This window comes from Streptomyces sp. TP-A0356, assembly GCF_001417775.1.
In the GTDB taxonomy this organism is placed as follows: domain Bacteria; phylum Actinomycetota; class Actinomycetes; order Streptomycetales; family Streptomycetaceae; genus Streptomyces.
This window is the reverse complement of sequence record NZ_BBZJ01000040.1, coordinates 21,823-47,631: the sequence shown is the minus strand read 5'-3', so window position 1 is coordinate 47,631 and position 25,809 is coordinate 21,823. Positions and strand designations below refer to the sequence as shown.

Sequence of the window (25,809 nt, the reverse complement as noted above, 5' to 3'; positions counted from 1 at the left end):
AGGCGTTAGCACCTGGCGACGGCGGGCCGATCGACCTTGTACGCGGTCAGGAGATCGTTCGTTCCGGCAGGGGTGCCGATGATCGTGCGGAACTTCTCGATGCGCGGGCAGGTGTCACTCCGACGACGAGCGACAGGAAGAGGTCGCCGCCAGTCTTGACGCCACTGTCCAGAAGGCTCGGGCGGCTGCCGCCGAGAAGGGTCCTGAACAGCGTTTGGCACGAATCTGGCACACGACAAGTGATCAAGAAGTGCAGCATAAAGGCCCGGGCCTTTGACATTGGCCTTCGTCGTGGAGCGGGCGACGAGAATCGAACTCGCGCTCTCAGCTTGGGAAGCTCGTGTCTTCTGGCCCGGGGTGCCCTGCTGACCTGCGACCGAGGGCGCTGGCGTTGCGCCACGCTCGCCTTCGAGTTCTGTTCCTCCAGGTCGGGACGCCGTTCGGCCACGTCCGCGCTCGTTCACCACCGCGTTCCAGACGGCTGGCTCGTACGCCCGTGAACGGTTCCGACCGCCGACGAATGAGACCAAGACTGAGACCGTGTTCTTCCGCGCGGCTCACTCTGTCGGTCCAGGATGCGTGCACACTCCTCGGCCCGCAGTCTGCTTGCTTGGAGTCTCCCCAACGACGGCGAAACCTAGTCCAGTAGTCAGACAAGGAACTCGGCGAGCGGGAAGGAGCGATGGCGACGTGGTGGGACCAGATAGTTCTGCCGGTGGGTCGTGTGCAGGACCGAGTTGATGCCGGCGTGGGGGCTGCGCGGTGCGATAGGGAGTGTCATATCTGGATAGTGGCCGTCCATCGCGAGCCGAACGCGATTGAAGATTGCAATCGTCGGCTGGAACTGAATGAAGTGCAACCCGGCCGCCGGCTTCTTGCTGTAGTGGTCTCCCGTCGGATCGGACGTGTAGTGGAATGGATTGTCCAGCGTGTCGAAATCGCCGCGCACGGGGATGGTCGTCCCCGTGGGGTAGGCCTTCCCGTAGTTGCTGGTCGTCGGTGATGTGGTGCTGTCCACCTGCGACATGCTCCCAGTGTGACCGTAGGCGTGGTACCGCTGGACTCCTTGAGCCACTTCGGCCTCACTTTGACCTGGCGGTTGGAGGGCGTACGTACCCGGCGCGGGCGCAGGCGAGAGGCCGGGCTGGAGCATCGCCTGGACGCGATCCGCGTACTGAGGGAAGTTCTTTTCGTACCAGGTCACCAGATCTTGATACGTGTGCGAGAGACCCATGGTGGTCCCCTGTTTGAAGTAACCGTTGGGCCACTGATCGGTGAGGCCAGGCAGTGTCTCCAGACTGGCGATGTTGCCGGGTCCCATATTCGAGTCCAGGGTGGTGGCGAAGCCGAGGAAGCCCTGCGCCTGTCGCGGAATCCACTGCGCACCGGGGATATCAGCTGCCAGCGCCATCTTGCTCGGGAGGCCCTGTTGCCCGTAGAAACCGCCCCCGGAGAAGCCCTGGCGGATACTCGTCACCTTGAACAGGCTGCCCGCCTGGTTGCTTCCAGGCCCGAAGAGGGCGCTTTGGGCTTCCTTGATATTGGAGAGCGAGTCACTGCGGAGCAGCACGGCCACGTCATTCTGTTCCAAACGGACTGGCCCGAAGCCAGGCGGGGGCTCGTCGCTGGGGAACGTCCTGGCCTCCTGCAGCGCATATACGGTATGGCCCTCCGCCTTGGAGGTCACCAAATCGACCGGCAGATACGCCGGGTAACGTGTCCCCGTCTTGAAGAAACCCGACGCCTTGCCCAGGGTGGGGATGTAGTGCTGGAAGTAGGGAAGTCCCCAGGCGACCGTGGTGGCCACTCCCGTGGGAGTAGGCGGAAATTCTCGTTCCAGACCCAGGAGGGCGGACTCGAAGTGGTGCTGCGCCTCCTGCAACGCCTTGGCATCCGCCGGCACATTCAGCCTTGCGGTAATGACATGATCGTGCAGGGCCGGCACCCGGACCGCAATCGTGCCATTGCTGCTCTTCACGCCCGAGCCATCGACCATGACCACCTGCTCGTTCTGCAGGATATATTGTTCCTGGACGGGCTGGCTCTCAGTGCCAGCAGCGGGCCGGTCCGGTGGTTTTGCAATGCTGTCGATCATCTCATAGATGCCGGCGGATACTAGGAAGGCGCCCGCTGCCCCTTGAAGGAGGCGTCGCCTATTCACATTCGCGGGTGGTCGCCCCGCACGCACATTTTCGTTGCCGTCTGTCATGAAACGTATTCCCTCACTGTGGAGTAGATGTCCGCCAGCACCCGGTATCGAAGTCTGGCGTGCTCGAATGACCGTGATTGACCTTCCTGCCACTAATGCGCATCGGCGGGGCCAGGGATTGAAATAGAGGGTGAGGACTGGGTGAGTGCGCCGTAGCTGAGGGCCGTCACCCGATTAGCCGGCTACTACATCTCCGCTATAAGGGTCTGCTCGCGGTGCGGGGTTCGCAATGCCGATACGGCCTTGCGTACGTGTCGCCAGATAGCCGATGACGGTGGGTGTGCTGGTTAATTGCCATCGCCATCACCTTCACTGTCACGATATAACCACACGCGGCCTGGGTCGTTGAATACAACACGCGGCCTGTGTCATTGGAGCCAACACTAATCCGGTGCGATGGTTTACCAGCTCCCTGGGGTTCCTCCGAGATGCGGCTCTACGACGCTGGCATCGGTGCAGTGGGCGAGCGTGAGCGAGGTCGCATCGGTTGTGCCTTGGCGGGCGCGACCACATGCGGCACTCGTATCAGGTGACGCGCACTCCGCCGTCGACGAACAGGTCCTGGGCGTTGACGCCGCTGTTTTGGAGGAGGAAGTCGGTGGCGTCGGCGACCTCGGCCATCGTCACGAGTCGCCCGATGGGGGTACGTGATACCTGGGGATTCTCGGGCACGTCGCGCCACCTCGGATGGTCGCCCACCATGCCCGGGTGGATGGCATTGACGCGAGGGGCGCAATCTGCACGGCGAGGGTCTTTACCAGCGAGGCCCGAACTCCCACCTGGGCCGTAGCTGAGGCCCAGATGGACCAATCAAGCCGTGACCTGCAGTTTCAGCTGTCGGGATGGCCGGATCTGAACCAGTGAGCCCTTCGTCCCGAACTACAGGCGGGGCGGTCGTTGAGGTCTGCTGCGGTGGTCAGCCGGACGCCTGCGGTTGCTGCCGGTCGGCTGCGATCGCGGTGGTTGCTGTACTTCGCTGCTGCACTCGTCAGCCGAGCTCCCCGGTTCCCGTCGGGGCCTGCGCATGCATCATTGAGCGCTGTGGAGATACGCGTGGCACCGTGCTGGGAGTGTGGCAACTCGGTATGTACCGCCGTGCCGCGGGCTACGCATTCGCTGGGCTCCCCGCAGTCGCGGCGGCGTCGACGTGGCTGGAGTTGCCGGTGCAGCCGAACCTCAGCCATCTGGCCTCAGCAGGCGAGGCGACGGCTATCGCGTTCGGCTTCCGCCTGTTCGGCTGGTGGGGGCTCTTACGCGTGCGTCTCGAACTGACCACCGACGGGATCGTTAAGGTCAACAAGTTCGCGCCTCACAAGTGCTCAACGACGATGGGCTCTCGTAGCCGCTGCGCTCTTTGAGTCTGTCGGGTCTCAAAGAGCGCAGCGGCCACACAGCGCCGCCCCCGTATGCGTGCCGCGCTCACACCAGCACGACACCGGCCCGCAGACGGCGCCTCAGTCGTCGATCTCCTCTCCCAGCGCCGTGACCCGCAAGGTAATCACCGCATGGGCAGAGGCTGACTGTTGACGCCGACGGGGCGGGAATCCGGTTACTCCGAGGTCGAGTTGCGGGTACGGCCGCGGGCGATCGCGAAGCCCGCGGCCGCCAGGCCCAGCACACCGACGACCAGACCGGCGACACCAAGGCCCCGGGCGGTGGAGTCGCTGCCCGCGGCGGTCCTCGTGGAGGAGGGGGAGTCGCTCGGTGTGGCGGCCGTGCCGGACGAGGCGGCCGTCGAGCCACTGCCGTCCGCGGTGCCCTTGGCGGTCAACTGCACGACGGGGGCCGGGTTCTGCGGTTCCGCCGCGCCCTTCTTGGCCTCCTCGATCCAGCGAACGACATTGCCGTCGGAATAGGTCTGCAGCGCCTTGAAGGTCAACTGGTCGGTGTCGTCCGGGAGTCGGCCGAAGGCGACGGTGAAGTCCTCGTACTGGCCGTGGCGGATACGGCCGCCGGTCCAGGTGATCTCGGAGACGGCGTCGGTGACGGTGCCGTCGTCCGTCTTGATCGGCGTCTTGAGCTTGGTGGTGGTCACCTGGGCGTCCCAGCCGTCCCGCGGGGAGACCAGGACGCCCAGGACCGGGTGGTCGGTGGGCAGGAAGATCTGCACCTTGGTGGTCGCGGCGGTGTCCTCCTCGTTGGGGACCCGGAAGGTCAGCGCACCGTCCGTGGCGCCCTTGGCGTAGCTCTGGGGGTGGACGGTGACGTGCGCGAAGGCCGCGCCCGCCGCGGTGAGGACACCGGCGGCGGCGAGGGCGGTGACGGCGCCGGCGCGGCGCAGGGTGGTACGCATGGGGGACATGGGTGGGGAAGCTCCGTACTCGTGCTCGGTATGGGGGGGTCAGTTCGTGTACGGGGCGAGCCGGGGCGGGCCGCGCCGGGACAGGGCGTGGCGGAGGAGCGCCTGCCGGCGGGGGCGGCGCCGGGGGGCGTACGGGCGCGGCGGCCCGACGTACGCGGGCAGCGGCGCCGGGCGCCACCAGGCGGCGAGGCCCGGGACGAAGGCCACGGCCTTGCGCAGCAACGACCACAGGGCCGCCTCGCCGCGCCGCAGGCACCAGGAGGCGAGCAGGGCGGCGGCCAGGTGCGCGGCCATGGCGTGGGGGGTCATCGCGTGTGGCTGGGAGGCCATGTGCATGCTGGCCGGCATGTCCGGCCCGCGCATCGGCGTGTCGGGCGGCCCGGCCGCGTCGAAGGCGAGGTGGAGCCCGCCCTGCACGAGGAGCATCGCGACGGCGATGCCGGGGAGCGAGCGTTCACGCCCGGCGAGCGCCGTGCTCACGACGAACACGGGCAGGAACCCGGCCGCGTCCGCCCACACCGGTGGCACCGCGCCGGTGGCCAGCGTGTGTCCCCCGGCGGCGAGCAGCACGCACACGACGGCGAACACCGCCGCGCGCACCGCCCGCACCGCCCAGGAGACATCCATGGCGTGGGATCCTGCCATGGGGCACGAACGGCCACGTCGGTTTCCGCAGATCCGGCGTGCGAGGGGGCCTCCCGGGCGTGTTGTGGCGGGTACGGCGCGGGCGCCTATCGTGGCGCCCATGCAGTCCTACACAATCGGGCAGGCCGCCCGTCTGCTCGGGGTGAGTCCGGACACCGCGCGACGGTGGGCGGACGCGGGCCGGGTGGCGACCCGGCGGGACGAGAGCGGGCGCCGGGTCATCGACGGCAGGGACCTGGCCGCGTTCTCGGTGGAGCTGGCGCGCGGCGGCACCGGCGAGGAGGACGCCCCGTCGCACACCTCGGCCCGCAACGCGTTCCCCGGAATCGTCACCGCCGTGAAGCTCGGCGACGTGGCCGCCCAGGTGGAGATCCAGGCGGGTCCGCACCGTCTGGTCTCCCTGCTCACCCGGGAGGCCGTGGAGGAACTGGGCCTGGAGGTCGGCATGGAGGCCACCGCCCGGGTGAAGTCGACGAACGTCCATATCGACCGGACCTGAACCGGCGGCGGTCCGGCAGCCGGCAGCCAGGTCCCGGGCCCGCGACGGCCAGGCGCCCACACCCAGGGCCCGCGACGGCAAGGCGCGGACATCCAGGGCCCGCAACAGCCAGGCACCCACACCCAGGGCCCGCAACGGCCAGGGCCCGCAACGGCCGCGCGCCCGCGTTCAGAACCCGTAACGGCCGTCGACCCGTATCGCGTTGATGCCGCTGACGTACCGGGCCCCGCAGCGGTCCTGCGGCAGCACGAGCTGGGGTCCGGACCGGGTGAGCGGAGCGTCGTCCATGCCGGCCGCGAGCAGCACGGGCGCACCGCCGAAGTCCGGGTCTATCTCCGCCCAGGACAGCAGAGCGTGGTGGCCGTCCGCGCCCGTGACGGCGATCAGGAAGCGCAGTCGGTCCTTGCGCCGGGCGGGATCGAACACGGGCCCGGCGGCCGAGAGCACGTCGTGCAGCAGCGGGCCCTCGAAGCGGTGGTGCCGTACGCCGCTGGTGGCGCACTCGAAACTGACGCGCACCCGGTGCTGGGGCCAGGACAGCAGGTCCCGGACGGTCAGCAGGGCGGGACGCGCGAGGTCTCCGGTCAGCGCGAGCTCCGCCGGCACGGCGGCGTCGGCGATCGGATCCGTCAGAGACCGACCCACAGGTCACCACCTCCCGGGTGACGGTACCCCGGCGACGCCCCCGTACAAACGCACATGCGAGTCCCATCCGCCGACGACCCAGCCCATGCGATGCCACAGCAGACTTCCGGATGGCATCTGCGTCAGTATGATCGGCGTAACGGAGGGGTCCTGGGACCCTTCCTGGACGAGCAGAGGAGTGGACCCGTGATGACCCGTTCCGCGTGCCGGACCCGCCGGATGGTGCAGCTGACCGGTGCGGGAGCCGCCGCGCTGCTGGCCCTGAGCGCCTGCTCCTCCTCCGGCTCCGACGCCGCCAGGACATCGGACTCCGCCACGTCCTCGTCGGACTCCTCCGCGTCGTCGGACTCGTCCGCCTCGTCGGCCTCGTCGAAGTTGACCGGCACGGTCACCGTCTTCGCCGCCGCCTCCCTCAAGGAGAGCTTCACCACCCTCGGGCAGGAGTTCGAGAAGGAGCACCCCGGCACGAAGGTGTCGTTCAACTTCGGCGGCAGCGACACCCTCGCCGCGAGCATCACCGGCGGGGCCCCCGCCGACGTCTTCGCCGCGGCCAGCCCGAAGACCATGGCCGTCGTGACGGGCAGGAAGGACGCCGCCGGCACCCCCGCCACCTTCGTGCGCAACCAGCTGGAGATCGCCACCCTGCCCGGCAACCCGCACAAGGTCTCCTCCCTGAAGGACCTCACCAAGTCCGGCCTGAAGGTCGTGCTGTGCGACAGGACGGTGCCGTGCGGGGCCGCCGCGCAGAAGGCGCTGACCGCGAGCAACCTGAAGCTGACACCGGTGTCATACGAGCAGGACGTCAAGAGCGCCCTGACGAAGGTGGAGCTGAAGGAGGCCGACGCCGCGGTCGTCTACCGGACCGATGTGAGGGCGGCGGGTGACAAGGTGACGGGTGTGGAGTTCCCCGAGTCGGGCAAGGCGATCAACGACTACCCGATCGCCCTGCTGAAGAACGCGCCGAACGCCGAGGCCGCCAAGGCGTTCATCGCGCTGGTGCGGTCCGCCGAGGGCCGCAAGGTCCTGACCGAGGCGGGGTTCCTCCAGCCATGAGCCGGCTCGACACGTCCGGTGCCGCGGCCGAGACCCTCGTGGACGGGCCGCGGCACGGACGTGTCCGCCGGCCGGGCGCTCCCCTGCCGCTGCTGCTGCCCGCGCTGGCCGGTCTGGTGTTCCTGCTGCTGCCCCTGGTCGCCCTGCTCGTCAGGGCCCCGTGGCGCACCCTGCCCGACCAGCTGACCAGCGTGGAGGTGTGGCAGGCGCTGCAGCTGTCCCTGGTGAGCGCGACCGCCGCCACCGCGGTGAGCCTGGTGCTGGGCGTGCCCCTGGCCTGGCTGCTGGCCCGTACGGACTTCCCGGGCCGGGGCGTCGTACGGGCCCTGGTGACACTGCCGCTCGTGCTGCCCCCCGTGGTGGGCGGTGTGGCGCTGCTGCTGGCGCTCGGGCGCAACGGGGTCGTGGGGCGCTGGCTGGACACGTGGTTCGGTGTCACCCTGCCGTTCACGACGGCCGGGGTGGTGGTGGCCGAGGCGTTCGTGGCGATGCCGTTCCTCGTCATCAGCGTCGAGGGCACGCTCCGGGCCGCCGATCCGCGCTACGAGGAGGCCGCCACGACGCTCGGCGCCTCCCGCTTCACCGCGTTCCGCCGGGTCACGCTGCCGCTGGTCGCACCGGGCATCGCGGCCGGTGCGGTGCTGGCGTGGGCGCGGGCGCTCGGCGAGTTCGGGGCCACGATCACCTTCGCGGGCAACTTCCCCGGTCGTACGCAGACGATGCCGCTGGCCGTCTATCTGGCCCTGCAGAACGACCCGGCGGCGGCGATCGCGCTGAGCCTGGTGCTCCTCGCGGTGTCGATCGCGGTTCTGGCGGGGCTGCGGGGCCGCTGGATGACGGCGTCATGAGCGGCCTGCGCCGGGTGTGCGGGACGGACCCGAGATGACCGACATCGATCGGACCACGGCCGGTCCGAGGACCGACGGCGTGCGTGCCGAGGGCCTGGACGCCCGGCTCGTCGTCGAACGCGGCTCCTTCCGGCTGGATGTCACGCTGACCGCCGCGCCGGGCGACGTCGTCGCGGTGCTCGGCCCGAACGGCGCCGGCAAGACCACCGCCCTGCGCGCTCTGGCCGGTCTCGTCCCGCTCACCGGCGGCCATCTGCGGCTGGACGGCACCGCGCTGGACCGTACGCCGCCCGAGTCCCGCCCGGTCGGTGTCGTCTTCCAGGACTACCTGCTCTTCCCGCATCTGACCGCGCTGGACAACGTCGCCTTCGGTCCGCGCTGCCGGGGCGCGTCCAAGGCGGAGGCGCGCGCCCAGGCCGCCGAGTGGCTGACCCGCATGGGCCTCGCCGACCACGCCGGGGCCAAGCCGCGCAGGCTCTCGGGCGGCCAGGCCCAGCGCGTGGCGCTCGCCCGCGCGCTGGCCACCCGGCCCCGGCTGCTGCTCCTGGACGAGCCGCTGGCCGCGCTCGACGCCCGTACCCGGCTCGATGTGCGCGCCCAGCTGCGCCGTCATCTGGCCGAGTTCGAGGCGGTGGCCGTCCTGGTCACGCACGACCCGCTGGACGCCATGGTGCTCGCCGACCGGCTGGTCGTGATCGAGCACGGCCGCGTGGTGCAGGAGGGGTCCCCTGCCGGCATCGCCCGCCGCCCCCGTACGGACTACATCGCGCAGCTGGTCGGGCTGAACCTCTACCGGGGACGGGCGGACGGTCATACGGTGCGGCTCGACACCGGTCCCGCGATCACGACCACGGAGGAGCTGTCGGGAGCGGTCTTCGTGGCGTTCCCGCCGGGTGCGGTCACCCTGTACCGGGACCGGCCCAGCGGCTCCAGCGCGCGCAATCTGTGGCGGTGCGAGGTCGTGGGGCTGGAGACCCACGGCGACCAGATCCGCGCGGACCTCACCGGCGAGCTGTCCCTCGCCGCGGATCTCACCACCGTGGCCGCGGCCGAGCTGGGTCTCCATCCGGGCGCCCCGGTCTGGGCGACCGTCAAGGCGGCACAGACGCACGCGTACCCGGCCTGACGCTCCGCGCGGGTCCGGCTCCTCGAATCCCGCTACCGTGGGCCTGCCAGGGACAGATCCCGACAATCCCCCACGTTCCGCGAGGCGTCCCCATGAACCTGAGCATGCGCAACCAGATTCCCGGCACCGTCACGGCCGTCACCCCGGGCGAGGTGATGGCGGCTGTGAAGGTCCGGCTGGCCGGGGGCCAGGACATCACCGCGGCGATCACCGCGGAGGCGGTGGACGAGCTGAACCTCGCGCCCGGCGCCTCGGTGTACGCCCTGGTGAAGTCGACGGAGGTCGCGCTCGCCGGCGCCCCGGTCGAGGGCGTTTCCATCCGGAACCAGTTGCCGGGTACCGTCGACGGGGTCACCACGGGCGGGGCGATGGCGTCGGTCAAGGTCAGGGTCGTGGGCGCGGCACTGACGGCCGCCGTGACCAGGGACGCCGTGGAGGAGCTGCGTCTGACGCCCGGCTCCTCGGTCGTGGCCCTGATCAAGGCGACGGAGATCTCCCTCGCGACGGAGTGACCCCGCCGGGCACCACCGATCGAATCCGGCCGCGTTCACCCGTCCGCCGATCACGGGAACGTTCGCCACCCCGTTATCGTCTACAGTTCAGTAGACGGTCTACATGTCTGTAGTCAGACGCCGGTGACGCCTCGTCGCGCCCGGCCACCCGGATGGAAGGGCTCACGACGATGGCCACATCCCTGTCACTGGGATCACAGCTCGCGGTCAATGTGCTGGACGCCCAGTCCCTGCTCGCGGCGTTCGGCGTGCTGGGCGTGGGCATCGTGATGTTCGCCGAGACGGGGCTGCTCATCGGCTTCTTCCTGCCCGGCGACTCCCTGCTGTTCACGGCGGGCCTGCTGTGCACCGGCTCGGGTCAGCACGGAGTGAAGCTGTCCCTGCCGCTGCTGCTGGTCGCCGCGGCCGTGGGCGCGCTCACCGGGTCCCAGGTGGGGTACCTGCTGGGACGCAAGGCGGGCGGCGCGCTGCTCGCCCGCAGCCGCTCGGCCCGGCTGCACGAGGGCGCCAAGCGCGCCGAGGAGCTCCTGGAGCGGTACGGACACGCGAAGGCGATCGTCCTGGCCCGCTTCGTCCCCGTGGTGCGCACCGTGCTGAACCCGATGGCGGGCGCGCTGCAGGTGCCCGCGCGGACCTTCACCCTCTGGCAGGTCGTCGGCGGCCTCGTGTGGAGCCTCGGCCTCACCCTCGGCGGATACGCGCTCGGCTCGTCGGTGCCGAACGTCGACAAGTACCTGCTGCCCATGATCGCGGTGATCGTCGCGGTCTCCCTGACCCCGCTCGCCCTGGAGCTGCTGCGCTCCCGCCGGGCCGCGAAGGAGGGTGTCCGCGGATGATGTATGCCTTCGACGGGTCGTCGATCGACGGCTCGGCCTATACGGACGTGGTCGACCTGACCCACCGCGTCCCCGCCTGGCTGGACTCCCTGATCTCCGCCTGGTCGACGTACGGGCTCGGACTGTTCGCCGTGCTGATGGTCGTGGGCTGGTGGCGGGCGCGCCGCACCGGCTCCGGGGCCGCGTTGATCGCCCTGGTGGTCCCGCTGGTGGTCGTCCTCGCGTTCGCGGTGAACTCCGTGCTGAAGCTGATGGTCCGCGAGGACCGCCCGTGTCAGAGCCTGCACGTGTCACCTCTGGAGGCGTGTCCCGCCCCGGGCGACTGGTCGTTCCCCAGCAACCACACGGCGATAGCCGCGGCCGCCGCGGTGGCCCTCTTCTTCGTCTCGCGGCGGATCGGTCACACCGCGCTGGTGGCGGCCGGTGCGATGGCGGCCTCGCGGCTCTGGGTCGGCGCCCACTACCCTCACGACGTGGTGGCAGGGTTCATCGTCGGAGCCCTCGTCGCTTCCGTCACGATGATCCCGCTGAGCCGCCGCCCGGAGGACCTGGCGGGCCGCCTGGAGACCACCCCGCTGCGTCCGCTGCTCAGGGCGTCCGCTGCCGGGCAGGACACCGCCGCGGAGCGGACGAGCACGCCGGCATAGCCGGGCGGGGATCGGCTCCCGGCAGCCCCGCCGGACCGGCCGAGCGAGCCCACGGAGGACCATGCGCCACAAGATCCTGGTCGTCGAGGACGATCACGCACTGCGGGACGTGCTGCTGCGGGGCCTGCGGGACGAGGGGTACGACACCGTGCCCGCCGCGGACGGCGCGACCGCGCTGCGGCTGGCCGACGACGACGTCTCCGCGGCCGTCCTCGACATCGGACTGCCCGACGCGGACGGCCGGGACGTGTGCCAGGCGATACGGGCGAACGGCTTCCTCGCCCCGGTGATCTTCCTGACGGCCCACCACCGGCTCACGGACCGGCTCTCCGGCTTCTCCGCCGGCGGCGACGACTATCTGCCCAAGCCGTTCCACCTCACCGAGCTCGCCGCCCGGCTGCGGGCGGCGCTCAAACGCGCCGCCCCGCGCCCGGCGGCCACGGCCGGGGACCTCGTCCTGGATCCCGTCCGCCACGGCCTGACCGTGCACGGTCGGCACGTCGATCTGACGCCGACGGAATTCCGTCTCCTCGCGGCGCTCATGGCGGCGTCCGGGGACATCGTGCGCCGCCGCGAGCTGGTCCGGGCGGGGTGGCCCGAGGGTGCTCAGGTCAGCGACAACACGCTGGACCAGTATCTGACCCGGCTGCGCCGCAAGCTGCGCGAATCGGGCAGCGGTCTGACGCTCGGCACCGCGCGAGGCATCGGCCACCGGCTGTCATGACCGCCGTCCCGGCCCCGCGGGCCACCGCCCTGCTCACCCGGCTGGCGCCGCGCACCCTGCGCGGTCGTCTCTCCCTGGTCGCGTTCACCACCGCGACCCTGCTGATGGTGATCCTCACCATCGCCTTCAACACGGTGGTCCGGCACCACCTCCAGCGCCAGGCCGACGACGTACTGGGCACCCGGGCGGCGGCGGTCGCCACGACCATCGACACCAAGGGCCCGAAGGTGCGCGTCCTGGAGACCTCCAACGACGCGCTCCTCGACTCCAACGTGTGGATCTACGCCGGCCGGCACCTGCTCGAACAGCCCTCGTCCACCGCCGCGCACGGGCCGCTGGGCCGGGTCGCGGAGGGACTGGTGGCGCGGGGCGGCCGGGACTGCGTCACCGTCGACGGCCACCGGGTGCACAGACCCGTCCGGCTGTGCGCCCGGCCCGTGCCGACCCGCGCGCAGGGCGGCGCGGCCACGGTCGTCACCGCCCTGGACCTGTCGCCGTACCGCAGTTCGGCGGACACGCTGCTGCTGGGGTCGTTCGTCCTGGACGCCGTGATGCTCGCCTGCACCTACGCCCTCACGCGCCTGGCGGTCGGGCGGGCGCTGCGGCCCGTGGGCACCATGACCGACCAGGCCACGCAGTGGAGTGCCGTGGCCTCCGACGAGCGGTTCGGCACGGTGCAGCGCCCGGCCGAACTGGCCCGGCTGGGCGCGTCGCTGGACGAGCTCCTGGACCGCATCCGGGCGGTGCTGCGCCATGAGCGGCAGCTGACCGCGGAGCTGTCGCACGAGCTGCGCACCCCGCTCAGCCGGATCGTCGCCGAGCTGGACTGGTGGCAGGCCCGCCCGCGCACGGACGCCGACACCAAGGCCACCCACGCGGTGATCGCCGACGCTGCCCAGTCGATGCGCACCATCTGCGACACCCTGCTGAACGACGCCCGCGAGGGCACGCCGACGGTCCCCGGCACGGCGGGCGTGCTGCCGACGCTGCGGCACCTCACCACGGCCCTGACGGCCCCCGCCCGGGTCACGGTCGAGGTGCACGGCGAGGACGAGCGTCTGGAGGCCGGGGTCCAGGCCGCCCTGCTCGAACGGATCGTCAGCCCCCTGCTCGCCAACGCCGTGCGGTACGCCCGCTCGTACGTCGCCGTCGAGGCCCGGCGCACCGCGGACGGCATACGCATCGACATCACGGACGACGGTCCCGGCGTCCCGGAGTCGTTCACCGGGCAGCTCTTCCAGCCCGGACGGCGGGCCGATCCGGACGACGAACACGGCGGAGCGGGCCTGGGGCTGCCGCTCGCGCGACGCCTGGCCCGCTCCGCCGGCGGCGAGGTGCGGCACGATCCGCGGCACACCCCGGGCGCACGGTTCGTGGTCAGCCTGCCCGCTGGGTGACCCGGTCCGGCTCGTCCGGCAGGGGCGCAAGTACGGCGTTCCGCTTGCGCTCCCGGACCTCGCAGTAGGCCATCAGGCCGAACAGGACGGCGAGCAGCACGGCCGAGGAGCCCGCGGTGCCGAGGTCCAGGCCGCCCTTGGCGACCGGCTTGGTGAGGAGGTCACCGGCGGTGGCGCCGAGCGGGCGGGTGAGCACGAAGGCGATCCAGAACAGCAGCACGTTGGGCACCGCGGGAACCGGCATCAGGGCGACGAGCACCACCAGCAGCCCGGTCACGAGCAGCGCGCCGCCGGCGTAGCCGAGTCCCGAGCTGTCGGAGAGGAAGTCGCCCATCGAGGTGCCGAGGGTGTTGGAGACGAGGATCGCCGACCAGAACAGGGCCTCGCCGCGGAAGCTGACGATGTCGCGGATCTGGAACGTCATCCCGGTCAGCTTCCAGACCCCGAAGATGGCCAGCAGGATCGAGACGAGGATGGCGGCGCCCACGGGGTAGCCGAGGCCGAGGCCCTGGGGCCCCCAGCCGAGCGAGGTGGCCCCGTGCGAGAGGTACCTGGCGCTGGCGTCGCGGTTCATGAAGTCGGACATCGTCGTGCCGGCCATGCTGGTCGACAGGATGACGGTCCAGTAGAAGAAGGGGTTGTAACGGGACGAGCGAAGCTGGACGACCAGCGTCACCACGAAGATCAGGAACAGCGCGACGGTGGTGAGGAAGTAGCCCAGCCTGAGGGTCTGGGCGAAGAGGTCGCCCGCCGTCTCGCCCAGGGTGGTCGCCGCGATCTTCATGATCCAGAAGGCCAGGGTGACCTCCGGCAGCTTCTTGACCACGCTCTTTCGTGCCCCGGCAACCTCAAGATCGGTGAGGACTTCGGACTTGTCCATGGTGCGGACACTCCTGTTCGTGCGACGACACGGGGCGCTCGTCCATGGCGAGCGCCCCGTGCAGACGGAGAGGACGACCGCACTCGGCGGCGGTGTCGGTGTCCGACCCTCTCAGAGCTCCGCGCAAAAGGGGCGCCCGGCTCGCGGCGCCCCTTCTGTTCGGAGCTCTCAGTGACCTCGGTTGGTGCTGAACGCGTGGCGGAGCGTCAGTCGGTGTGTCCCGCCGCCCGCTCCGGCTCGATGACGTCCGTACGGGTCACCGTCAGATAGACGACCAGGCCGAGGATGACCGTGAGGAACAGCGCGCTGGTCACGACGGTGCCGAGGCCGAGGCCGCCGTCGTCGGTCGACTGCGAGAGGTAGTCACCCATCGAGGCGCCGAGCGGACGGGTGAGGATGTAGGCGATCCAGAAGCTCCACACGGCGTTCAGGCCGAGGGCGAAGCGGGCCACCGCCACGGCGGCGATCGCCAGGGCGAACAGGACCGCGGAGAGCCAGTAGCCCAGGCTCATCTTCTCGGCGACCAGGTCGCCGGCCGCGGTGCCGAGGGCGAAGGTGAACAGGACCGCCAGCCAGTAGAAGGCCTCACGGCGCGTGGAGTCGACGTGGTGGATGGACAGGGTGCGCTCGGTGCGGTACCAGGCGGCGAAGACGACCGCGAGGAGGATCGCGAAGACCGTGGTGCTGGTGGTCAGGGACACCCCCAGGTTGTCGGTGAGGTTGTCGCTGATCAAGGTGCCGACGACGCTGATCAGGGCCACGGCGAGCCAGTACACACCGGGGCGGTAGGCCTTCGTGCGGAACTGGACGACCAGCACGACCGCGAGCAGCGCGCTCATCACCAGCGACACACCGTTCAGGCCCAGGCCCAGGTTCGAGTTCAGCAGGTCGGCCGCCGTCTCGCCGACCGTGGTGCACAGGACCTTGATGATCCAGAAGTAGACGGTGACTTCGGGCACCTTGTTCCAGCGCGTACGGGCACCGGGGGCGGCTTCGGCGGAGTCACGGATCCCCGCAGTCTCAGACGTCTCATAGGTCATGGGGCCCGACGGTGCCATCGGAAACCTGAACGCATCCTGACCACGGCGCGGCAGCGGGGCCCGGCCGTACCTCAGCGCCCGTCCTGCCCGGCGTCGTCGTGAGCGTCCCCGGAACCGTGAGAGCTCTGGGAGTCCTCGGAGCCGGTGCTCTCCGGACGTGCCGGCACCAGCAGGGTGAACGTGGCGGGCCGGCCACGCGCCAGGAAGAGGCGCCCGCCCAGCGAGTCCGCGAGATCCCGGGCCAGGGCGAGGCCGATACCCGTGCCCGCCTCGCGGCCCGAGTGGCCGCGCTCGAACAGGAGCGTGCCCTCGCCTTCGACGGTCCCCTCGTCCATGACGTCGAAGGCGAGGGCGTCGTCGAGGTCGCGGACGGTGAGGCGCACGGTGCCGCGGCCGTGGACGTGCGCGTTGTCCAGCAGCACGCCGAGGATCTCGGCCACCGGCCCGCCCGGGACCTGTACGTCGTCCGGCACGTCCTGGGCGACGATCTCCAGCCGTCTGCCGTCGCGGGCGAAGAGCCCGTGCCACCGCTCCCGGCTCTCCGCCAGCAGCTCCCCCACCGGCCGGTCCGGCGCCATGGGCCGGGACAGACCGGCGGATCGCGCCAGCCGGAGCACTTCCTCCACGGTCTCGTGCAGCCTGCGGGCGGCGGCGAGCGCGTCCTGTAGCGCGGGCCGTGCGTCCTCCTGCGCCAGTCCCGCCTCCAGGGTGAGCTGGAGGCCGGTCAGCGGAGTGCGCAGCTGGTGGGAGGCGTTGGAGGTGAAGTTCCGCTCGTGGCGCAGGAGTTCGGACAGGCTCTGCAGCATGTCGTTGTGGGTGCGGGCGACCTGGTCGATCTCGGCGATCGTGCTCGGCGCGGCGCGCGCGGTCAGATCGCCCGCGGCGACCGCCCGGCAGTGCCGGGAGAGGTCCTCCAGCGGCGCGGCGAGCGCACGCGCCTGCCGGCGGGCGACGAGGACGGCGGCGGTGAGAGCGACCACGGCCACGCCCGCCAGGGCGGCCCATGCGGCGAGCACCCGGTTGCGCAGGTCCGCCACCGGGGAGGCGGCACGGACGACACCGATGATGCCCTCGGCATGCGAGACGGGCACCGCCACGACGAGTTCTCCGGCCGTCTGCGCCCGGGTCACCCCGCCCGCCAGTGCCCGGCGGACCGCGTCGTCGCCGGTCCGGGGCCCGGTACCCGCACGCAGGCGCAGCGAAGGGTCGTACAGGCCGAGGCGCTGCCCGGGTGCGGGCGGGGGCAGCTCCGGCAGGTCGCCCCTCGCGTAGTCCGGGTTCACCCGGACGGCGCCGGCCAGGGCCGCCCGCTCCAGCGCGTCCTGGTGGTGGGCGTACAGGGAGTACCTGATGGCGAGCGCCAGGGGGACGGCGAGGAGGACGAGGGCGAGCAGGACGGCGGTGACGGCCACCCGCACCACACGCTGTCTCATACCTTCATCATGCGGGCCACCCACCAGGCCGTACGGACCTCGCCACGCGGTTTTGCCGTCGTCTAACCGTCGGCGATCAGGCCGTTAACCGCAGGGCCCCTAGCGTCTGGAGCGTGAACGTCCGGTCTCAGACGTCCTCTGGAGGGCAGTGGCCATGGCACGTGTACGGACGTCCCTCGCCGTCGGGCTGGTGCTCGTCGCGGCGGTGACCGCCGGGTGTTCCGGCTCCGGATCGGGGTCCGGGTCCTCACCGGCGTCGAGCCCGTCGTCGAAGCCGTCATCGACCGCTTCCAGCGCGCCGAACGCCGCGGCGCCCACCGAGTCCAATCCGCCCGGCGACATCCCGGACAACCAGGCCTACGTCGCCTACCAGCCCTCCAGCGGCTTCAACGGCTTCACGGTGAAGGTGCCCGAGGGCTGGGCCCGCACCACCCAGGGCACCACCACGGTGTTCGCGGACAAGTTGAACCGCGTCCAGGTCTCCGCCGCGTCCGCCTCGGCCGCGCCCACCGTCGGCTCGGTGACCAACACGGTCGTGCCACAGCTGCGCGGCAAGGTGCCCAAGTTCGCGGATCCCAAGGTGTCCGAGGTCCAGCGGAAGGGCGGCACCGCGGTGCTGCTGACCTACCGGGGCGACTCCGCCCCCGACCCGGTCACCGGCAAGGTCGTGCGGGACGCGTTCGAGCGCTACGCCTTCTACCGGCAGGGCCACGAGGTGGACCTCACCCTGTCCGGTCCGGTGAACGCCGACAACGTGGATCCGTGGCGCACCATCAGCGACTCCTTCAGCTGGCGGTGAGCGGCATGACCGTACCGTCGTACGACGACGCGCTCACCGCCCGCGAGCTGTACCGCTTCTTCCGGGCCGGCGAGGAGGAGACACAGGCGCTGCGCGGCGTGTCGCTGCGGGTGGCGCGCGGCGAGACGGTCGCCGTGGTCGGTCCGTCCGGGGCCGGCAAGTCCACGCTGCTGTCCTGCCTGGCCGGGCTCGACGAGCCGTCCGGCGGCGAGGTACGCGTGGACGGCGTCCGCATCAGCCACCGGCCCGAGACCGAGCGGGCCCGGCTGCGGGCCCGGCACATCGGCGTTCTGCTGCAGACCCGCAATCTGCTGCCCCATCTGAGCGTGCGGGACAACGTGCGCCTCGCACAGGGGGCGGTACCCGGCCGTCCCGCCGCCTCCGCCGAGGCGCTGCTGGAGCAGGTGGGGCTCGGGGAACGCCGACACGCGCTGCCCCGGCAGCTGTCCGGCGGGGAGCTGGCGCGTGCCGGGCTGGCCGTCGCGCTGGCCAACTCACCCGCCGTGCTCCTCGCGGACGAGCCGACCGGCGAACTCGACGGCGGCACCGAGCGGCTCGTCCTGCAGATGCTGCGGGACCGCGCGGAGGACGGCTGCGCGGTGCTGATCGTCACGCACAGCACGGAGGCGGTGCGGATCGCGGACCGGGTGATCACGCTGGACGACGGGCGGGCGACGGAGGCGTCCGGGCGGGATGTCCGGGCACCGCACGGTCCGAGGGACGCCATCGAGGGCGTCGACGACCGACAGGGCACGACACGGCTGGAGGCCCAGGATGTCCGCTGACCAGACGCCGAGGACCGACGAGTCCGAGGGCTCGCCCGCCGAGGAGGCGGCGCACGGCGACGTGCTGATCTCCTGTCAGGGCGCCGCCCTCACCTTCGGGCGGGGGCCGCACGCGGTCGTGGCCGTGCACGGTGCCGGACTGCTGGTCCGGGCCGGGGACCGGCTCGCCATCGTCGGGCCCTCGGGGTCGGGCAAGTCCTCGCTGCTGCATCTGCTGGCCGGTCTGGAACAGCCCACGAGCGGGAACGTGAGCTGGCCGGGGCTGTCCGGGCCCCGGGACATCGGGCTCGTCTTCCAGGGCGACAGCCTCATCCCCGCGCTCGACGTGGCCGAGAACACCGCGCTGCCGCTCGTGCTGTCCGGAGCGCCCGAGGACCGGGCCCGCGAGGCGGCCCTGGCGGCGCTCGCCCGGGTGGACGCCTCCGAACTGGCCGACCGGCTGCCCGAGGAGATCTCCGGCGGTCAGGCCCAACGGGTCGCCGCCGCACGGGTGTTGGCGCAGGCACCGCGGGTGATCCTGGCCGACGAGCCCACCGGCCGCCTGGACCACGCCACCGGCGGGCGCGTCCTGGACGCGCTGCTGACAGCGGCCGACGGGACGGGCGCGGCCCTGGTCGTCACCACCCACGACCCGGCGGTCGCCGCCCGCCTCACCGTGCGGCGGACGATGCGCGACGGGCGTCTGCTGCCGGCGGACACCACCGCGACGCCGCAGGCCCGGGCCGAGCCCATGGCCGGCACACCGCGCAACGTTTCGGCCGAGCGGGCCGGCACGGAAGAGCCGACCGCCGGTAACTCGCGGGCCGGCACGGAAGAGCCGACGGCCGGTGACTCGCGGGCCGGCACGGAGGAACCTACCGCCGGTGACTCGCGGGCCGGTACGGAAGAGCCGACGGCCGACCCCGCGCGCCGCACCGCGCACGAGCAGACGCCCGCACCTCCACCCCACACCCCGCGCCCGCCCTCAACCGACCACCCATCCCGCCCCGCCCCGGACGAACCGGGAGCCGACGCGACACACCCCGCCCCGGACGAGCCGACGACCGATGGCGAGCACCCCGCCGCGTCAAGGGCGACGCCCCAACCCCCGCGCCAAGCCGCGCACGAGCCGACGCCCGCACCCCCACCCCGCACACCGCACCCGCCGACGACTGATGGGTCACCGCCCGCCTCGCCCCCACCCACAACGGAACCGTCGCCCGCCACCCCGCGGACCACCGCCGAACGGCCGCTCGCTCCTTCGCCCCGCCCCGCCGACGATCCCGCCGCGCCCTCGCGCGGACACTTCGCCCAAGAGCCCTAGGGAGCCCTCGTCATGATCAGCTCATGGGCGAGTGGCCTCGCCCGCCACCGCACGGGGCGGCTCCTCGCCGCAATGGCCGGAATCGCGCTGGCGGTCGCGCTCGTCGCCGCGCTCGGCTCCTTCCTGACCGCTTCGAAGGCGACCATGACGCAGCGGGCGGTGCGCTCGGTCTCCGTGGACTGGCAGGTCGAGGTGCAGTCCGGCGCCGACCCGAACGCGGCGCTGGCGCTCGTGCGCAAGACGTCCGGCGTACGGTCCGCCGTCCCGGTCGGCTTCGCGCACAGCAGCGGCTTCTCGGCCACCGCGCAGGGCAGCACCCAGACCACCGGCCCCGGTATGGTCCTGGGCCTGCCCGAGGGCTACCGCGACCTGTTCCCCGGTGAGATCCGCTCCCTGACCGGCCGCCCCACCGGTGTGCTCCTGGCCCAGCAGACCGCCTCGAACCTGCACGCGGCCCCCGGTTCCACCGTCGGCATCCGGCTGCCCGGGACGACCGGCGTCCAGCAGGTCCGGGTGGACGGGGTAGTCGACCTGCCGCAGGCCGACTCGCTGTTCCAGAAGGTCGGCGCACCCACCCAGTCGCAGCCCACCGCGCCGCCGGACAACGTGGTGCTCCTGCCCGCCGCGCAGTTCGCCTCCGTGACCCGTGGCGCCACCTCCGCCACCACGCAGATCCATGTCGCCCGGGACGCCGCGCTGCCCCACGACCCGGCCGCCGCGTTCACCTCGGTGACCCGCGCCGCCCACAACCTGGAGGCTCGCGCCTCGGGTTCGCTGCTCGTCGGTGACAACCTGGGCGCCGCCCTGGACTCGGCCCGCCAGGACGCCCTCTACGCACAGATCCTCTTCCTCTTCCTCGGTGTGCCCGGCGCGGTGCTCGCCGCCTCGCTGACCGCCGCGGTCGCGGGTGCCGGCGGGGAGCGGCGCCGACAGGAACAGGCGCTGCTGCGGCTGCGCGGCCTCGCGCCCTCGCGGATCGTGTCCCTGGCGGGCCTGGAGGCCGCGCTCGTCGGTGTCGTCGGCGGACTGGCCGGCCTCGGCATCGCGGCCCTGGCCGGCCGGCTCGCCTTCGGGGCGGCCTCCTTCGGGGCGAGCGCCGGCACCTGGATCGCCTGGTACGCCATCGCGTTCGTCCTCGGCGCCGCGGTCGCCGCGTGCGCGGTGCTCGTCCCGGCGGTGCGCGATCTGCGCACCGTGACGGTCGCCGACACCCGCAGGACGGCCCGCCGCACCCGTTCGCCGTGGTGGATGCGGATCGGCCTGGACTTCATGCTGCTGATCGGCTCATGGCTGGTCTTCCGCGCCTCCTCGGGCAACCAGTACGCCCTCGTCCTCGCGCCCGAGGGCGTGCCCAGCGTCTCCGTGTCGTACTGGGCGTTCCTGGGTCCCGCGCTGCTGTGGATCGGAGCGGCTCTGCTGCTGTGGCGGCTCACCCTCCTGGCGCTCACCCACGGCCGCCCCGCCCTGGCCCGTCTGGCGCGTCCGCTGACGTCGACGCTGTCCGGGACGACGGCGGCCGTCCTCGCCCGGCGCCGCCGCACCCTGGCCCGCTCGATGGTCCTGCTCGCGCTCGCCGTGTCGTTCGCCGTGTCCACGTCGGTCTTCAACTCCACGTACAAGCAGCAGGCCGAGGTGGACGCGCGGCTGACGAACGGCGCCGACGTGACAGTCACCGAGCCCCCGGGAGCCCAGACACCGGCCGGCGCCGCGGCGGCTCTCAAGGTGCCCGGGGTCCGCCATGTGGAGCCGCTCCAGCACCGGTTCGCGTACGTCGGCTCCGATCTGCAGGACCTGTTCGGCGTACGTCCGGAGACGATCTCCTCGGCGACCTCGCTGCAGGACGCGTACTTCTCGGGAGGCACCGCGCAGCAGCTGATGCAGCGGCTGACGGAGCGTCCCGACAACCTGCTGGTCAGCGCGGAGACGGTGAACGACTTCCAGCTCTCCCCGGGCGACACGGTCAATCTGCGCGTCCAGGACGCGAAGACCAAGGCGCTGCGCACGGTGCCGTTCCACTACGCCGGGATCGACAAGGAGTTCCCGACGGCGCCGAAGGACAGCTTCTTCGTCGCGAACGCCTCGTACATCGCGAAGGCGACCGGCAGTGACGCGGTCGGCGCGTTCCTCGTCGACACCGGGGGCAGCCACCAGAAGGCAGTGGCCGCCGAGCTGCGCAAGCAGCTGGGAACCAGCGCCACCGTCACCGACCTCACCCAGACGCGGGGCACCGTCGGCACCAGCCTGACCTCGGTCGACCTGGCCGGTCTGACCCGGATCGAGCTGGCCTTCGCGGTGCTGCTCGCCGCCGGGGCCGGCGGTCTGGTCCTCGCCCTGGGTCTCGCCGAGCGCCGCCGCACCTTCGCGATCACGACCGTGCTCGGGGCCACGCGCCGCCAACTGCGCGGCATGGTGCTCACGGAGGCGATCGTGCTGACGGTGGGCGGCCTGGTGGGCGGCGCGCTGATCGGCTGGGCGCTGTCCGAGATGCTGGTCAAGGTGCTCACCGGCGTCTTCGATCCGCCGCCTGCCGCGCTGGCGGTACCGGGCGGCTATCTGACACTGACCGTGGCCGCGGCGGTGGCGGCAGTGCTCGTCGCCGCGCTGAACGGGGTCAGGCGCGCCCGGCGACCCGCCGTCGAGGAGCTGCGCGACCTGTGAGCGCGCCGATCGGCCCGTCGGGCCGTACGCTGCCGAACATGCGCACGCCGGCAGCCGAGGACCGTGGTCGTATCGGTGTCCTCGTCGTGGAGGACGACGAGACCATCGGCCATCACCTGGAGACAGGGCTGCGCAGCAACGGCTACGCGCCCGCCTGGAGCCGTACCGGGGCGGGCGCGCTCGCCGAGGCCTCCCACGGGTCGTACGAGGTGCTGGTCCTGGACCTGGGCCTGCCCGACATGGACGGCCTCGACGTCGCCCGCACACTGCGCGTCCGCTTCCCCGACCTGCTGATCATCGTCCTGACCGCCCGCACCGACGACATCGACGTGATCGCCGGCCTGGACGCGGGAGCCGATGACTACCTCGTCAAACCGTTCAGCCTGAGCGTGCTGCTCGCCCGGCTCCGCGCCCATCTGCGCCGTCAGTCCGTGGCCTCCCCGCCGCCGGAGCCGGTCAAGCTCGGCGATCTGGTCCTCGACGAGGCGGCCCGCCGCTGCACCCTGCACGGCGCGGACGTCCGGCTGCGGCCCAAGGAGTTCGAGCTGCTCGCCCTGCTGGGCCGGCACGCCGGCGAGGCCGTGTCGCGCGAGACGCTGATGGCGGAGGTCTGGGACGAGAACTGGTTCGGTTCCACCAAGACCCTCGACGTCACGATGGCCGGCCTGCGCCGCCGGCTCGCCGACGCGGCGGACGAGTGCCCTCGCCCGGTCCGCCTGCCCCGGATCACCACGCTGCGGGGACACGGCTACCGGCTGGAGGAGGAGTGACGGCCGACGGCCCCGCGGTCACAGCGCCTTGCGCCGTAGGAGGACGCCGAGCACCACCAGACCGGGCAGCAGGGGCAGCCACACCGTCAGCAGCCGGTAGCCGAGGACCACGGACGCCGCCGCGCTGCCGGGCGCTCCGGCGAGCGTGAGGGCGAGGGCCAGCGCGGCGTCCAGGGAGCCGATGCCGCCGGGGGTGGGCAGCAGGACGGCCGCGCTGCTCGCCACGAGGTAGGCCAGCGCCACCCGCCCGGGTGACAGCGGCAGGCCGAGGGAGAGGGTCACCGCGACCACCACCAGCGCGTGCAGCGAGGCGAAGGCGAGCGAGCCGCCCCACAGCGCGGGCGCCCGGCCGGGAAGCCGGTGCACGGCCCGTACGTCGCGGACAACCGCCCGTGCGGCGCGCCGCGGTGGTCCGGGCAGCAGCACCACGAGTGCCGCCGCGCCGAGGAGCGCGGCGCCCACCGCGACCGCGGAGCCGGGCGGGAGGCGCAGCAGCCCCGGGGCCCCGAGCGCGAGGAGGGCGATCAGCGCGCCGCGTGTCACGGCCCCGGCGGTGGCCTTGACCGCGAGCGCGGTCGCCGAACGGGTGACGGGCAGCCCGCAGCGGGTCAGGAAGCGGAGGTTGACCGCGCCCGCGCCGAGGCCCGCGGGCAGCACGTGGTTGGCGGCGGACGCGGCGAACTGCGCCGCCACCAGCCGCCCGCCGGGCAGCGCCTCGGCCACCGCGCCCTGCTGGGCGAGCGCCGAGCAGGCCCAGGTGAGGACCGTGGCCGTCGCCCCCAGCAGCAGCCAACCGGGGTCGGCGGACGCGAGGCGGTGAGCGCCGGCCACGATCACGGGCCAGTGGAGCCCGGCCAGCAGCGCGGCACCGACGAGCACGGCCAGGGCGACGGCCGCCTGCCAGGGGGCGCGTCTGCGCAGGACCCCCCGCCGGGCGGTCTGCGTCACCTGGGTGTCCGGTGCCACCTCGGTGGCCGTCGGAACGGTCATCCGCTTCCGCCCTTGGTCGTCGTCGAAGCGACGTACATGCGTACGCCGTCGAAGGAGTGGGGGGTCCAGCCGCGCGCGTACGACGGTGGGCGGCCCGTGGGTGTGCCCAGGTACGCGACGGGCATGCGCTGTGCGGCGCCGGCTATGGCGGCCGGGGTGCTGTTCTCGTTGTTGCCGTCAGTCGCCGCGGAGGAGCAGCCGGCGTAGAAGGCGATCGGGATGGACTCGTTGCCGGTCAGCAGGCACGGCGGGCGGACGCCGAGCCGGTGCAGTTCGGCGGCGGTGCGGGACCAGGCGCGGTGGTCGGCTCTGGTGCGGTCCACGGTGTGGTGCAGCACCGTGTACTGCACGGCCAGATGTCCGGCGAGCCCGAGCGCCACCACCGCCGCGGTGATCGGGCGCCACCGGCCGTCCGGCCCGGTGACCAGGTGCAGGAGGGCGGCGGCCACGGGGATGGCGAGCAGGGCGTAGGCGGGGAGCAGGAAGCGGGGGGCCGCGTACCCGATCAGGAAGAGGTACGGGAAGGCCGCCGTCGCCGCGCAGGCCAGCGGTAGCAGGGTGCGGGCCGGGAACGCCGGGCGCCGGGCCCGCAGGGCGATGGCCGCGGCCAGCACGGCGAGCAGGGGCAGCACGAACCACCAGGCGATCACGGCCGGGTTCGGCATCGGGCCGGTGCACGGGCGGCACAGGGCGCGTCCGCCGAGGCTGCGCAGCTGGTCGCCGACGGCGATGTTCCAGCCGAGGCCTCCCTGGATCCGGGAGCCGTCGGAGAGTCGTTGTGCGAGTCCCCCGTAACCGAGGTAGGCCTCGACGATCCACTCGACGGCCCCGACGGCCAGCCCGCCGATCAGCGCGAGCAGCACGGGCAGGCGCCACCAGCGGCGTACGAAGAGCAGCAGGACCAGCGACGGAGCGATGATCCACACCGCGTCGGTGGGCCGCATCCACGTCATCAGCGCCGCGCTCGCGGCGACCCCCCACACCGCCGGGCGGTCGGCGCTGTCCGCGTGGGCGCGCAGGAAGCAGCCGGTACCGGCCAGGGCACCGATGGCGACCCAGTAGTTGGGCATGACCTGCGGGCCGTAGAACACCGTCACCCACAGGCTCGCGAACAGCCCGCCGCCGAGGGCGAGGACGCTGGCGGGGAACAGGCCCCGCCAGGTGCGCAGAGCGAGGAACAGGGCGGCTGCGGACAGCACCGCCAGATAGACCCGGAGCAGTGCGGTGGACGAGGACCACGAGGTGATGGGGGCGACCAGCAGGGATATGCCCCGGGCGCGCGGTGCGCTGAAGTACGCCGCGGGGGCGTGGGCGCTGATCTGGCTGACGTACACGGTCTCGTCCCAGCCGAACCCCATGCGCGGCCCTACGAGGAGGAGTTGGGCCAGCGTGAAGGAGCCCGCCACGAGGGCGTTCAGGCCCTGGCCGCGGTCGCGCCACGACATGCCCGCGACCGACGGCTCTGCCAGCCGGCGGACGCCTGCGAGCGCGGTGTTCGAGCTGTCGGGCATGCCCACCCCTCACCCCCCTACAGACCGTAGGGGAATCACACCCTACAAGCCGTAGGGTTACCGGTGGAATTCGGGAAAGAAGTCGGTAAAACACGGACAAGTTAACGCGAGGGACCCGGGGGTGCAGTGTGAGACCGGCGGTGGCCCGGCCGCCGCACGGCGTGGTTGCCCCGATCGAGTGAACCCGGGCCGCTCCG

Annotated in this window: 25 protein-coding genes; 15 read left to right on the top strand and 10 right to left on the bottom strand. The window is 72.1% G+C overall.

Features of this window, described 5'->3' with window-relative positions; genetic code table 11:
• Positions 1-649 precede the first annotated feature (649 nt).
• Positions 650-2,095, bottom strand: coding sequence for a hypothetical protein (locus tag ASC56_RS35260; protein ID WP_055495690.1), 1,446 nt, complete (start codon positions 2,093-2,095; stop codon positions 650-652).
• Between the two features lie 639 nt (positions 2,096-2,734).
• A complete protein-coding gene (locus tag ASC56_RS39045; RefSeq protein ID WP_234377219.1) occupies positions 2,735-2,881 on the bottom strand; it encodes an SDR family oxidoreductase in 147 nt (48 codons plus the stop codon).
• Positions 2,882-3,270: 389 nt separating this feature from the next.
• Here ASC56_RS39045 and ASC56_RS35255 point away from each other — a divergent pair, with 389 nt between their 5' ends.
• Complete coding sequence (locus tag ASC56_RS35255) at positions 3,271-3,567, top strand: hypothetical protein (protein ID WP_055495689.1); 297 nt, start codon at positions 3,271-3,273, stop codon at positions 3,565-3,567.
• 191 nt (positions 3,568-3,758) lie between these two features.
• Here the strand turns inward: ASC56_RS35255 and ASC56_RS35250 are convergent, their stop codons facing one another.
• A complete protein-coding gene (locus tag ASC56_RS35250) occupies positions 3,759-4,511 on the bottom strand; it encodes a YcnI family protein (protein WP_055495688.1) in 753 nt (250 codons plus the stop codon).
• A gap of 39 nt (positions 4,512-4,550) precedes the next feature.
• A complete protein-coding gene (locus ASC56_RS35245; protein ID WP_055495687.1) occupies positions 4,551-5,138 on the bottom strand; it encodes a hypothetical protein in 588 nt (195 codons plus the stop codon).
• 118 nt (positions 5,139-5,256) lie between these two features.
• Between ASC56_RS35245 and ASC56_RS35240 the strand changes: the two genes are divergently transcribed.
• Entirely contained in the window at positions 5,257-5,655 is a 399-nt protein-coding gene (locus tag ASC56_RS35240) for a molybdopterin-binding protein (protein WP_055495686.1), read from the top strand.
• Positions 5,656-5,823: 168 nt separating this feature from the next.
• Here ASC56_RS35240 and ASC56_RS35235 read toward each other — a convergent pair whose 3' ends face one another.
• Positions 5,824-6,300, bottom strand: coding sequence for a molybdopterin-dependent oxidoreductase (locus ASC56_RS35235; RefSeq protein WP_055495685.1), 477 nt, complete (start codon positions 6,298-6,300; stop codon positions 5,824-5,826).
• A 189-nt stretch (positions 6,301-6,489) separates the two neighbouring features.
• Here ASC56_RS35235 and modA point away from each other — a divergent pair, with 189 nt between their 5' ends.
• The 8 genes from modA (at position 6,490) to ASC56_RS35195 (ending at position 13,443) form a co-directional block, all read left to right on the top strand.
• Positions 6,490-7,353, top strand: a complete 864-nt coding sequence (gene modA / locus ASC56_RS35230) for a molybdate ABC transporter substrate-binding protein (RefSeq protein ID WP_055495684.1) — start codon at positions 6,490-6,492, stop codon at positions 7,351-7,353.
• Positions 7,350-8,201, top strand: a complete 852-nt coding sequence (modB, locus tag ASC56_RS35225; protein ID WP_055495683.1) for a molybdate ABC transporter permease subunit — start codon at positions 7,350-7,352, stop codon at positions 8,199-8,201. Before modA ends, modB begins: the two co-directional genes overlap by 4 nt.
• A gap of 34 nt (positions 8,202-8,235) precedes the next feature.
• Entirely contained in the window at positions 8,236-9,327 is a 1,092-nt protein-coding gene (locus ASC56_RS35220) for an ABC transporter ATP-binding protein (protein ID WP_055495695.1), read from the top strand.
• 92 nt (positions 9,328-9,419) lie between these two features.
• Positions 9,420-9,839 (top strand): molybdopterin-binding protein, encoded by a 420-nt coding sequence (locus ASC56_RS35215; protein ID WP_055495682.1) that lies wholly within the window; start codon positions 9,420-9,422, stop codon positions 9,837-9,839.
• Between the two features lie 170 nt (positions 9,840-10,009).
• Positions 10,010-10,675, top strand: a complete 666-nt coding sequence (locus ASC56_RS35210) for a DedA family protein (protein WP_055495681.1) — start codon at positions 10,010-10,012, stop codon at positions 10,673-10,675.
• Complete coding sequence (locus ASC56_RS35205) at positions 10,672-11,322, top strand: phosphatase PAP2 family protein (RefSeq protein ID WP_055495680.1); 651 nt, start codon at positions 10,672-10,674, stop codon at positions 11,320-11,322. The genes ASC56_RS35210 and ASC56_RS35205 overlap by 4 nt, the downstream gene beginning before the upstream one ends.
• Positions 11,323-11,383: 61 nt before the next feature.
• Positions 11,384-12,046, top strand: coding sequence for a response regulator transcription factor (locus ASC56_RS35200; RefSeq protein ID WP_055495679.1), 663 nt, complete (start codon positions 11,384-11,386; stop codon positions 12,044-12,046).
• Complete coding sequence (locus ASC56_RS35195; protein WP_055495678.1) at positions 12,043-13,443, top strand: HAMP domain-containing sensor histidine kinase; 1,401 nt, start codon at positions 12,043-12,045, stop codon at positions 13,441-13,443. Before ASC56_RS35200 ends, ASC56_RS35195 begins: the two co-directional genes overlap by 4 nt.
• On the opposite strand, the gene ASC56_RS35190 is transcribed toward ASC56_RS35195, so the two are convergent.
• The 3 genes from ASC56_RS35190 to ASC56_RS35180 all read right to left on the bottom strand — a co-directional run bounded on the left by ASC56_RS35190 (position 13,424) and on the right by ASC56_RS35180 (position 16,796).
• Positions 13,424-14,323, bottom strand: a complete 900-nt coding sequence (locus tag ASC56_RS35190; protein ID WP_055495677.1) for a hypothetical protein — start codon at positions 14,321-14,323, stop codon at positions 13,424-13,426. The two genes, ASC56_RS35195 and ASC56_RS35190, sit on opposite strands and share 20 nt — an antisense overlap.
• 206 nt (positions 14,324-14,529) lie before the next feature.
• The gene (locus ASC56_RS35185) at positions 14,530-15,363 is read right to left on the bottom strand and encodes a hypothetical protein (RefSeq protein WP_055495676.1); all 834 of its coding nucleotides are present in this window, start codon (positions 15,361-15,363) and stop codon (positions 14,530-14,532) included.
• A gap of 71 nt (positions 15,364-15,434) precedes the next feature.
• Entirely contained in the window at positions 15,435-16,796 is a 1,362-nt protein-coding gene (locus ASC56_RS35180; RefSeq protein ID WP_055495675.1) for a HAMP domain-containing sensor histidine kinase, read from the bottom strand.
• A 154-nt stretch (positions 16,797-16,950) separates the two neighbouring features.
• Between ASC56_RS35180 and ASC56_RS35175 the strand changes: the two genes are divergently transcribed.
• Genes ASC56_RS35175 through ASC56_RS35155 form a run of 5 tightly spaced genes read left to right on the top strand, consistent with a single transcriptional unit; the run spans position 16,951 to position 23,111 of the window.
• Positions 16,951-17,595, top strand: coding sequence for a hypothetical protein (locus ASC56_RS35175; RefSeq protein WP_055495674.1), 645 nt, complete (start codon positions 16,951-16,953; stop codon positions 17,593-17,595).
• 5 nt (positions 17,596-17,600) lie between these two features.
• Positions 17,601-18,380: an ABC transporter ATP-binding protein gene (locus ASC56_RS35170; protein ID WP_079102932.1), complete on the top strand. Its 780-nt coding sequence runs from the start codon at positions 17,601-17,603 to the stop codon at positions 18,378-18,380.
• Positions 18,370-19,683: an ATP-binding cassette domain-containing protein gene (locus ASC56_RS43360; RefSeq protein WP_371330469.1), complete on the top strand. Its 1,314-nt coding sequence runs from the start codon at positions 18,370-18,372 to the stop codon at positions 19,681-19,683. Before ASC56_RS35170 ends, ASC56_RS43360 begins: the two co-directional genes overlap by 11 nt.
• Positions 19,684-19,695: 12 nt before the next feature.
• Positions 19,696-22,341, top strand: a complete 2,646-nt coding sequence (locus ASC56_RS35160) for an ABC transporter permease (protein WP_055495673.1) — start codon at positions 19,696-19,698, stop codon at positions 22,339-22,341.
• Between the two features lie 38 nt (positions 22,342-22,379).
• Positions 22,380-23,111: a response regulator transcription factor gene (locus ASC56_RS35155; protein ID WP_055495694.1), complete on the top strand. Its 732-nt coding sequence runs from the start codon at positions 22,380-22,382 to the stop codon at positions 23,109-23,111.
• An 18-nt stretch (positions 23,112-23,129) separates the two neighbouring features.
• Here ASC56_RS35155 and ASC56_RS35150 read toward each other — a convergent pair whose 3' ends face one another.
• Both ASC56_RS35150 and ASC56_RS35145 read right to left on the bottom strand, forming a co-directional pair.
• Positions 23,130-24,101 (bottom strand): YbhN family protein, encoded by a 972-nt coding sequence (locus ASC56_RS35150; protein ID WP_079102931.1) that lies wholly within the window; start codon positions 24,099-24,101, stop codon positions 23,130-23,132.
• Positions 24,098-25,612, bottom strand: a complete 1,515-nt coding sequence (locus tag ASC56_RS35145; RefSeq protein ID WP_055495672.1) for a hypothetical protein — start codon at positions 25,610-25,612, stop codon at positions 24,098-24,100. Before ASC56_RS35145 ends, ASC56_RS35150 begins: the two co-directional genes overlap by 4 nt.
• Positions 25,613-25,809 lie beyond the last annotated feature (197 nt).

What these genes read in the sequence shown, in the direction of transcription:
- ASC56_RS35260 (WP_055495690.1), bottom strand. Translation starts at nt 2,095, where the DNA reads ATGATCGACAGCATTGCAAAACCACCGGACCGGCCCGCTGCTGGCACT.
- ASC56_RS35250 (WP_055495688.1), bottom strand. Translation starts at nt 4,511, where the DNA reads ATGTCCCCCATGCGTACCACCCTGCGCCGCGCCGGCGCCGTCACCGCC.
- ASC56_RS35245 (WP_055495687.1), bottom strand. Translation starts at nt 5,138, where the DNA reads ATGGATGTCTCCTGGGCGGTGCGGGCGGTGCGCGCGGCGGTGTTCGCC.
- ASC56_RS35240 (WP_055495686.1), top strand. Translation starts at nt 5,257, where the DNA reads ATGCAGTCCTACACAATCGGGCAGGCCGCCCGTCTGCTCGGGGTGAGT.
- modA (WP_055495684.1), top strand. Translation starts at nt 6,490, where the DNA reads ATGACCCGTTCCGCGTGCCGGACCCGCCGGATGGTGCAGCTGACCGGT.
- modB (WP_055495683.1), top strand. Translation starts at nt 7,350, where the DNA reads ATGAGCCGGCTCGACACGTCCGGTGCCGCGGCCGAGACCCTCGTGGAC.
- ASC56_RS35220 (WP_055495695.1), top strand. Translation starts at nt 8,236, where the DNA reads ATGACCGACATCGATCGGACCACGGCCGGTCCGAGGACCGACGGCGTG.
- ASC56_RS35215 (WP_055495682.1), top strand. Translation starts at nt 9,420, where the DNA reads ATGAACCTGAGCATGCGCAACCAGATTCCCGGCACCGTCACGGCCGTC.
- ASC56_RS35210 (WP_055495681.1), top strand. Translation starts at nt 10,010, where the DNA reads ATGGCCACATCCCTGTCACTGGGATCACAGCTCGCGGTCAATGTGCTG.
- ASC56_RS35205 (WP_055495680.1), top strand. Translation starts at nt 10,672, where the DNA reads ATGATGTATGCCTTCGACGGGTCGTCGATCGACGGCTCGGCCTATACG.
- ASC56_RS35200 (WP_055495679.1), top strand. Translation starts at nt 11,384, where the DNA reads ATGCGCCACAAGATCCTGGTCGTCGAGGACGATCACGCACTGCGGGAC.
- ASC56_RS35195 (WP_055495678.1), top strand. Translation starts at nt 12,043, where the DNA reads ATGACCGCCGTCCCGGCCCCGCGGGCCACCGCCCTGCTCACCCGGCTG.
- ASC56_RS35190 (WP_055495677.1), bottom strand. Translation starts at nt 14,323, where the DNA reads ATGGACAAGTCCGAAGTCCTCACCGATCTTGAGGTTGCCGGGGCACGA.
- ASC56_RS35185 (WP_055495676.1), bottom strand. Translation starts at nt 15,363, where the DNA reads ATGACCTATGAGACGTCTGAGACTGCGGGGATCCGTGACTCCGCCGAA.
- ASC56_RS35180 (WP_055495675.1), bottom strand. Translation starts at nt 16,796, where the DNA reads ATGAGACAGCGTGTGGTGCGGGTGGCCGTCACCGCCGTCCTGCTCGCC.
- ASC56_RS35175 (WP_055495674.1), top strand. Translation starts at nt 16,951, where the DNA reads ATGGCACGTGTACGGACGTCCCTCGCCGTCGGGCTGGTGCTCGTCGCG.
- ASC56_RS35170 (WP_079102932.1), top strand. Translation starts at nt 17,601, where the DNA reads ATGACCGTACCGTCGTACGACGACGCGCTCACCGCCCGCGAGCTGTAC.
- ASC56_RS43360 (WP_371330469.1), top strand. Translation starts at nt 18,370, where the DNA reads ATGTCCGCTGACCAGACGCCGAGGACCGACGAGTCCGAGGGCTCGCCC.
- ASC56_RS35160 (WP_055495673.1), top strand. Translation starts at nt 19,696, where the DNA reads ATGATCAGCTCATGGGCGAGTGGCCTCGCCCGCCACCGCACGGGGCGG.
- ASC56_RS35155 (WP_055495694.1), top strand. Translation starts at nt 22,380, where the DNA reads ATGCGCACGCCGGCAGCCGAGGACCGTGGTCGTATCGGTGTCCTCGTC.
- ASC56_RS35150 (WP_079102931.1), bottom strand. Translation starts at nt 24,101, where the DNA reads ATGACCGTTCCGACGGCCACCGAGGTGGCACCGGACACCCAGGTGACG.
- ASC56_RS35145 (WP_055495672.1), bottom strand. Translation starts at nt 25,612, where the DNA reads ATGCCCGACAGCTCGAACACCGCGCTCGCAGGCGTCCGCCGGCTGGCA.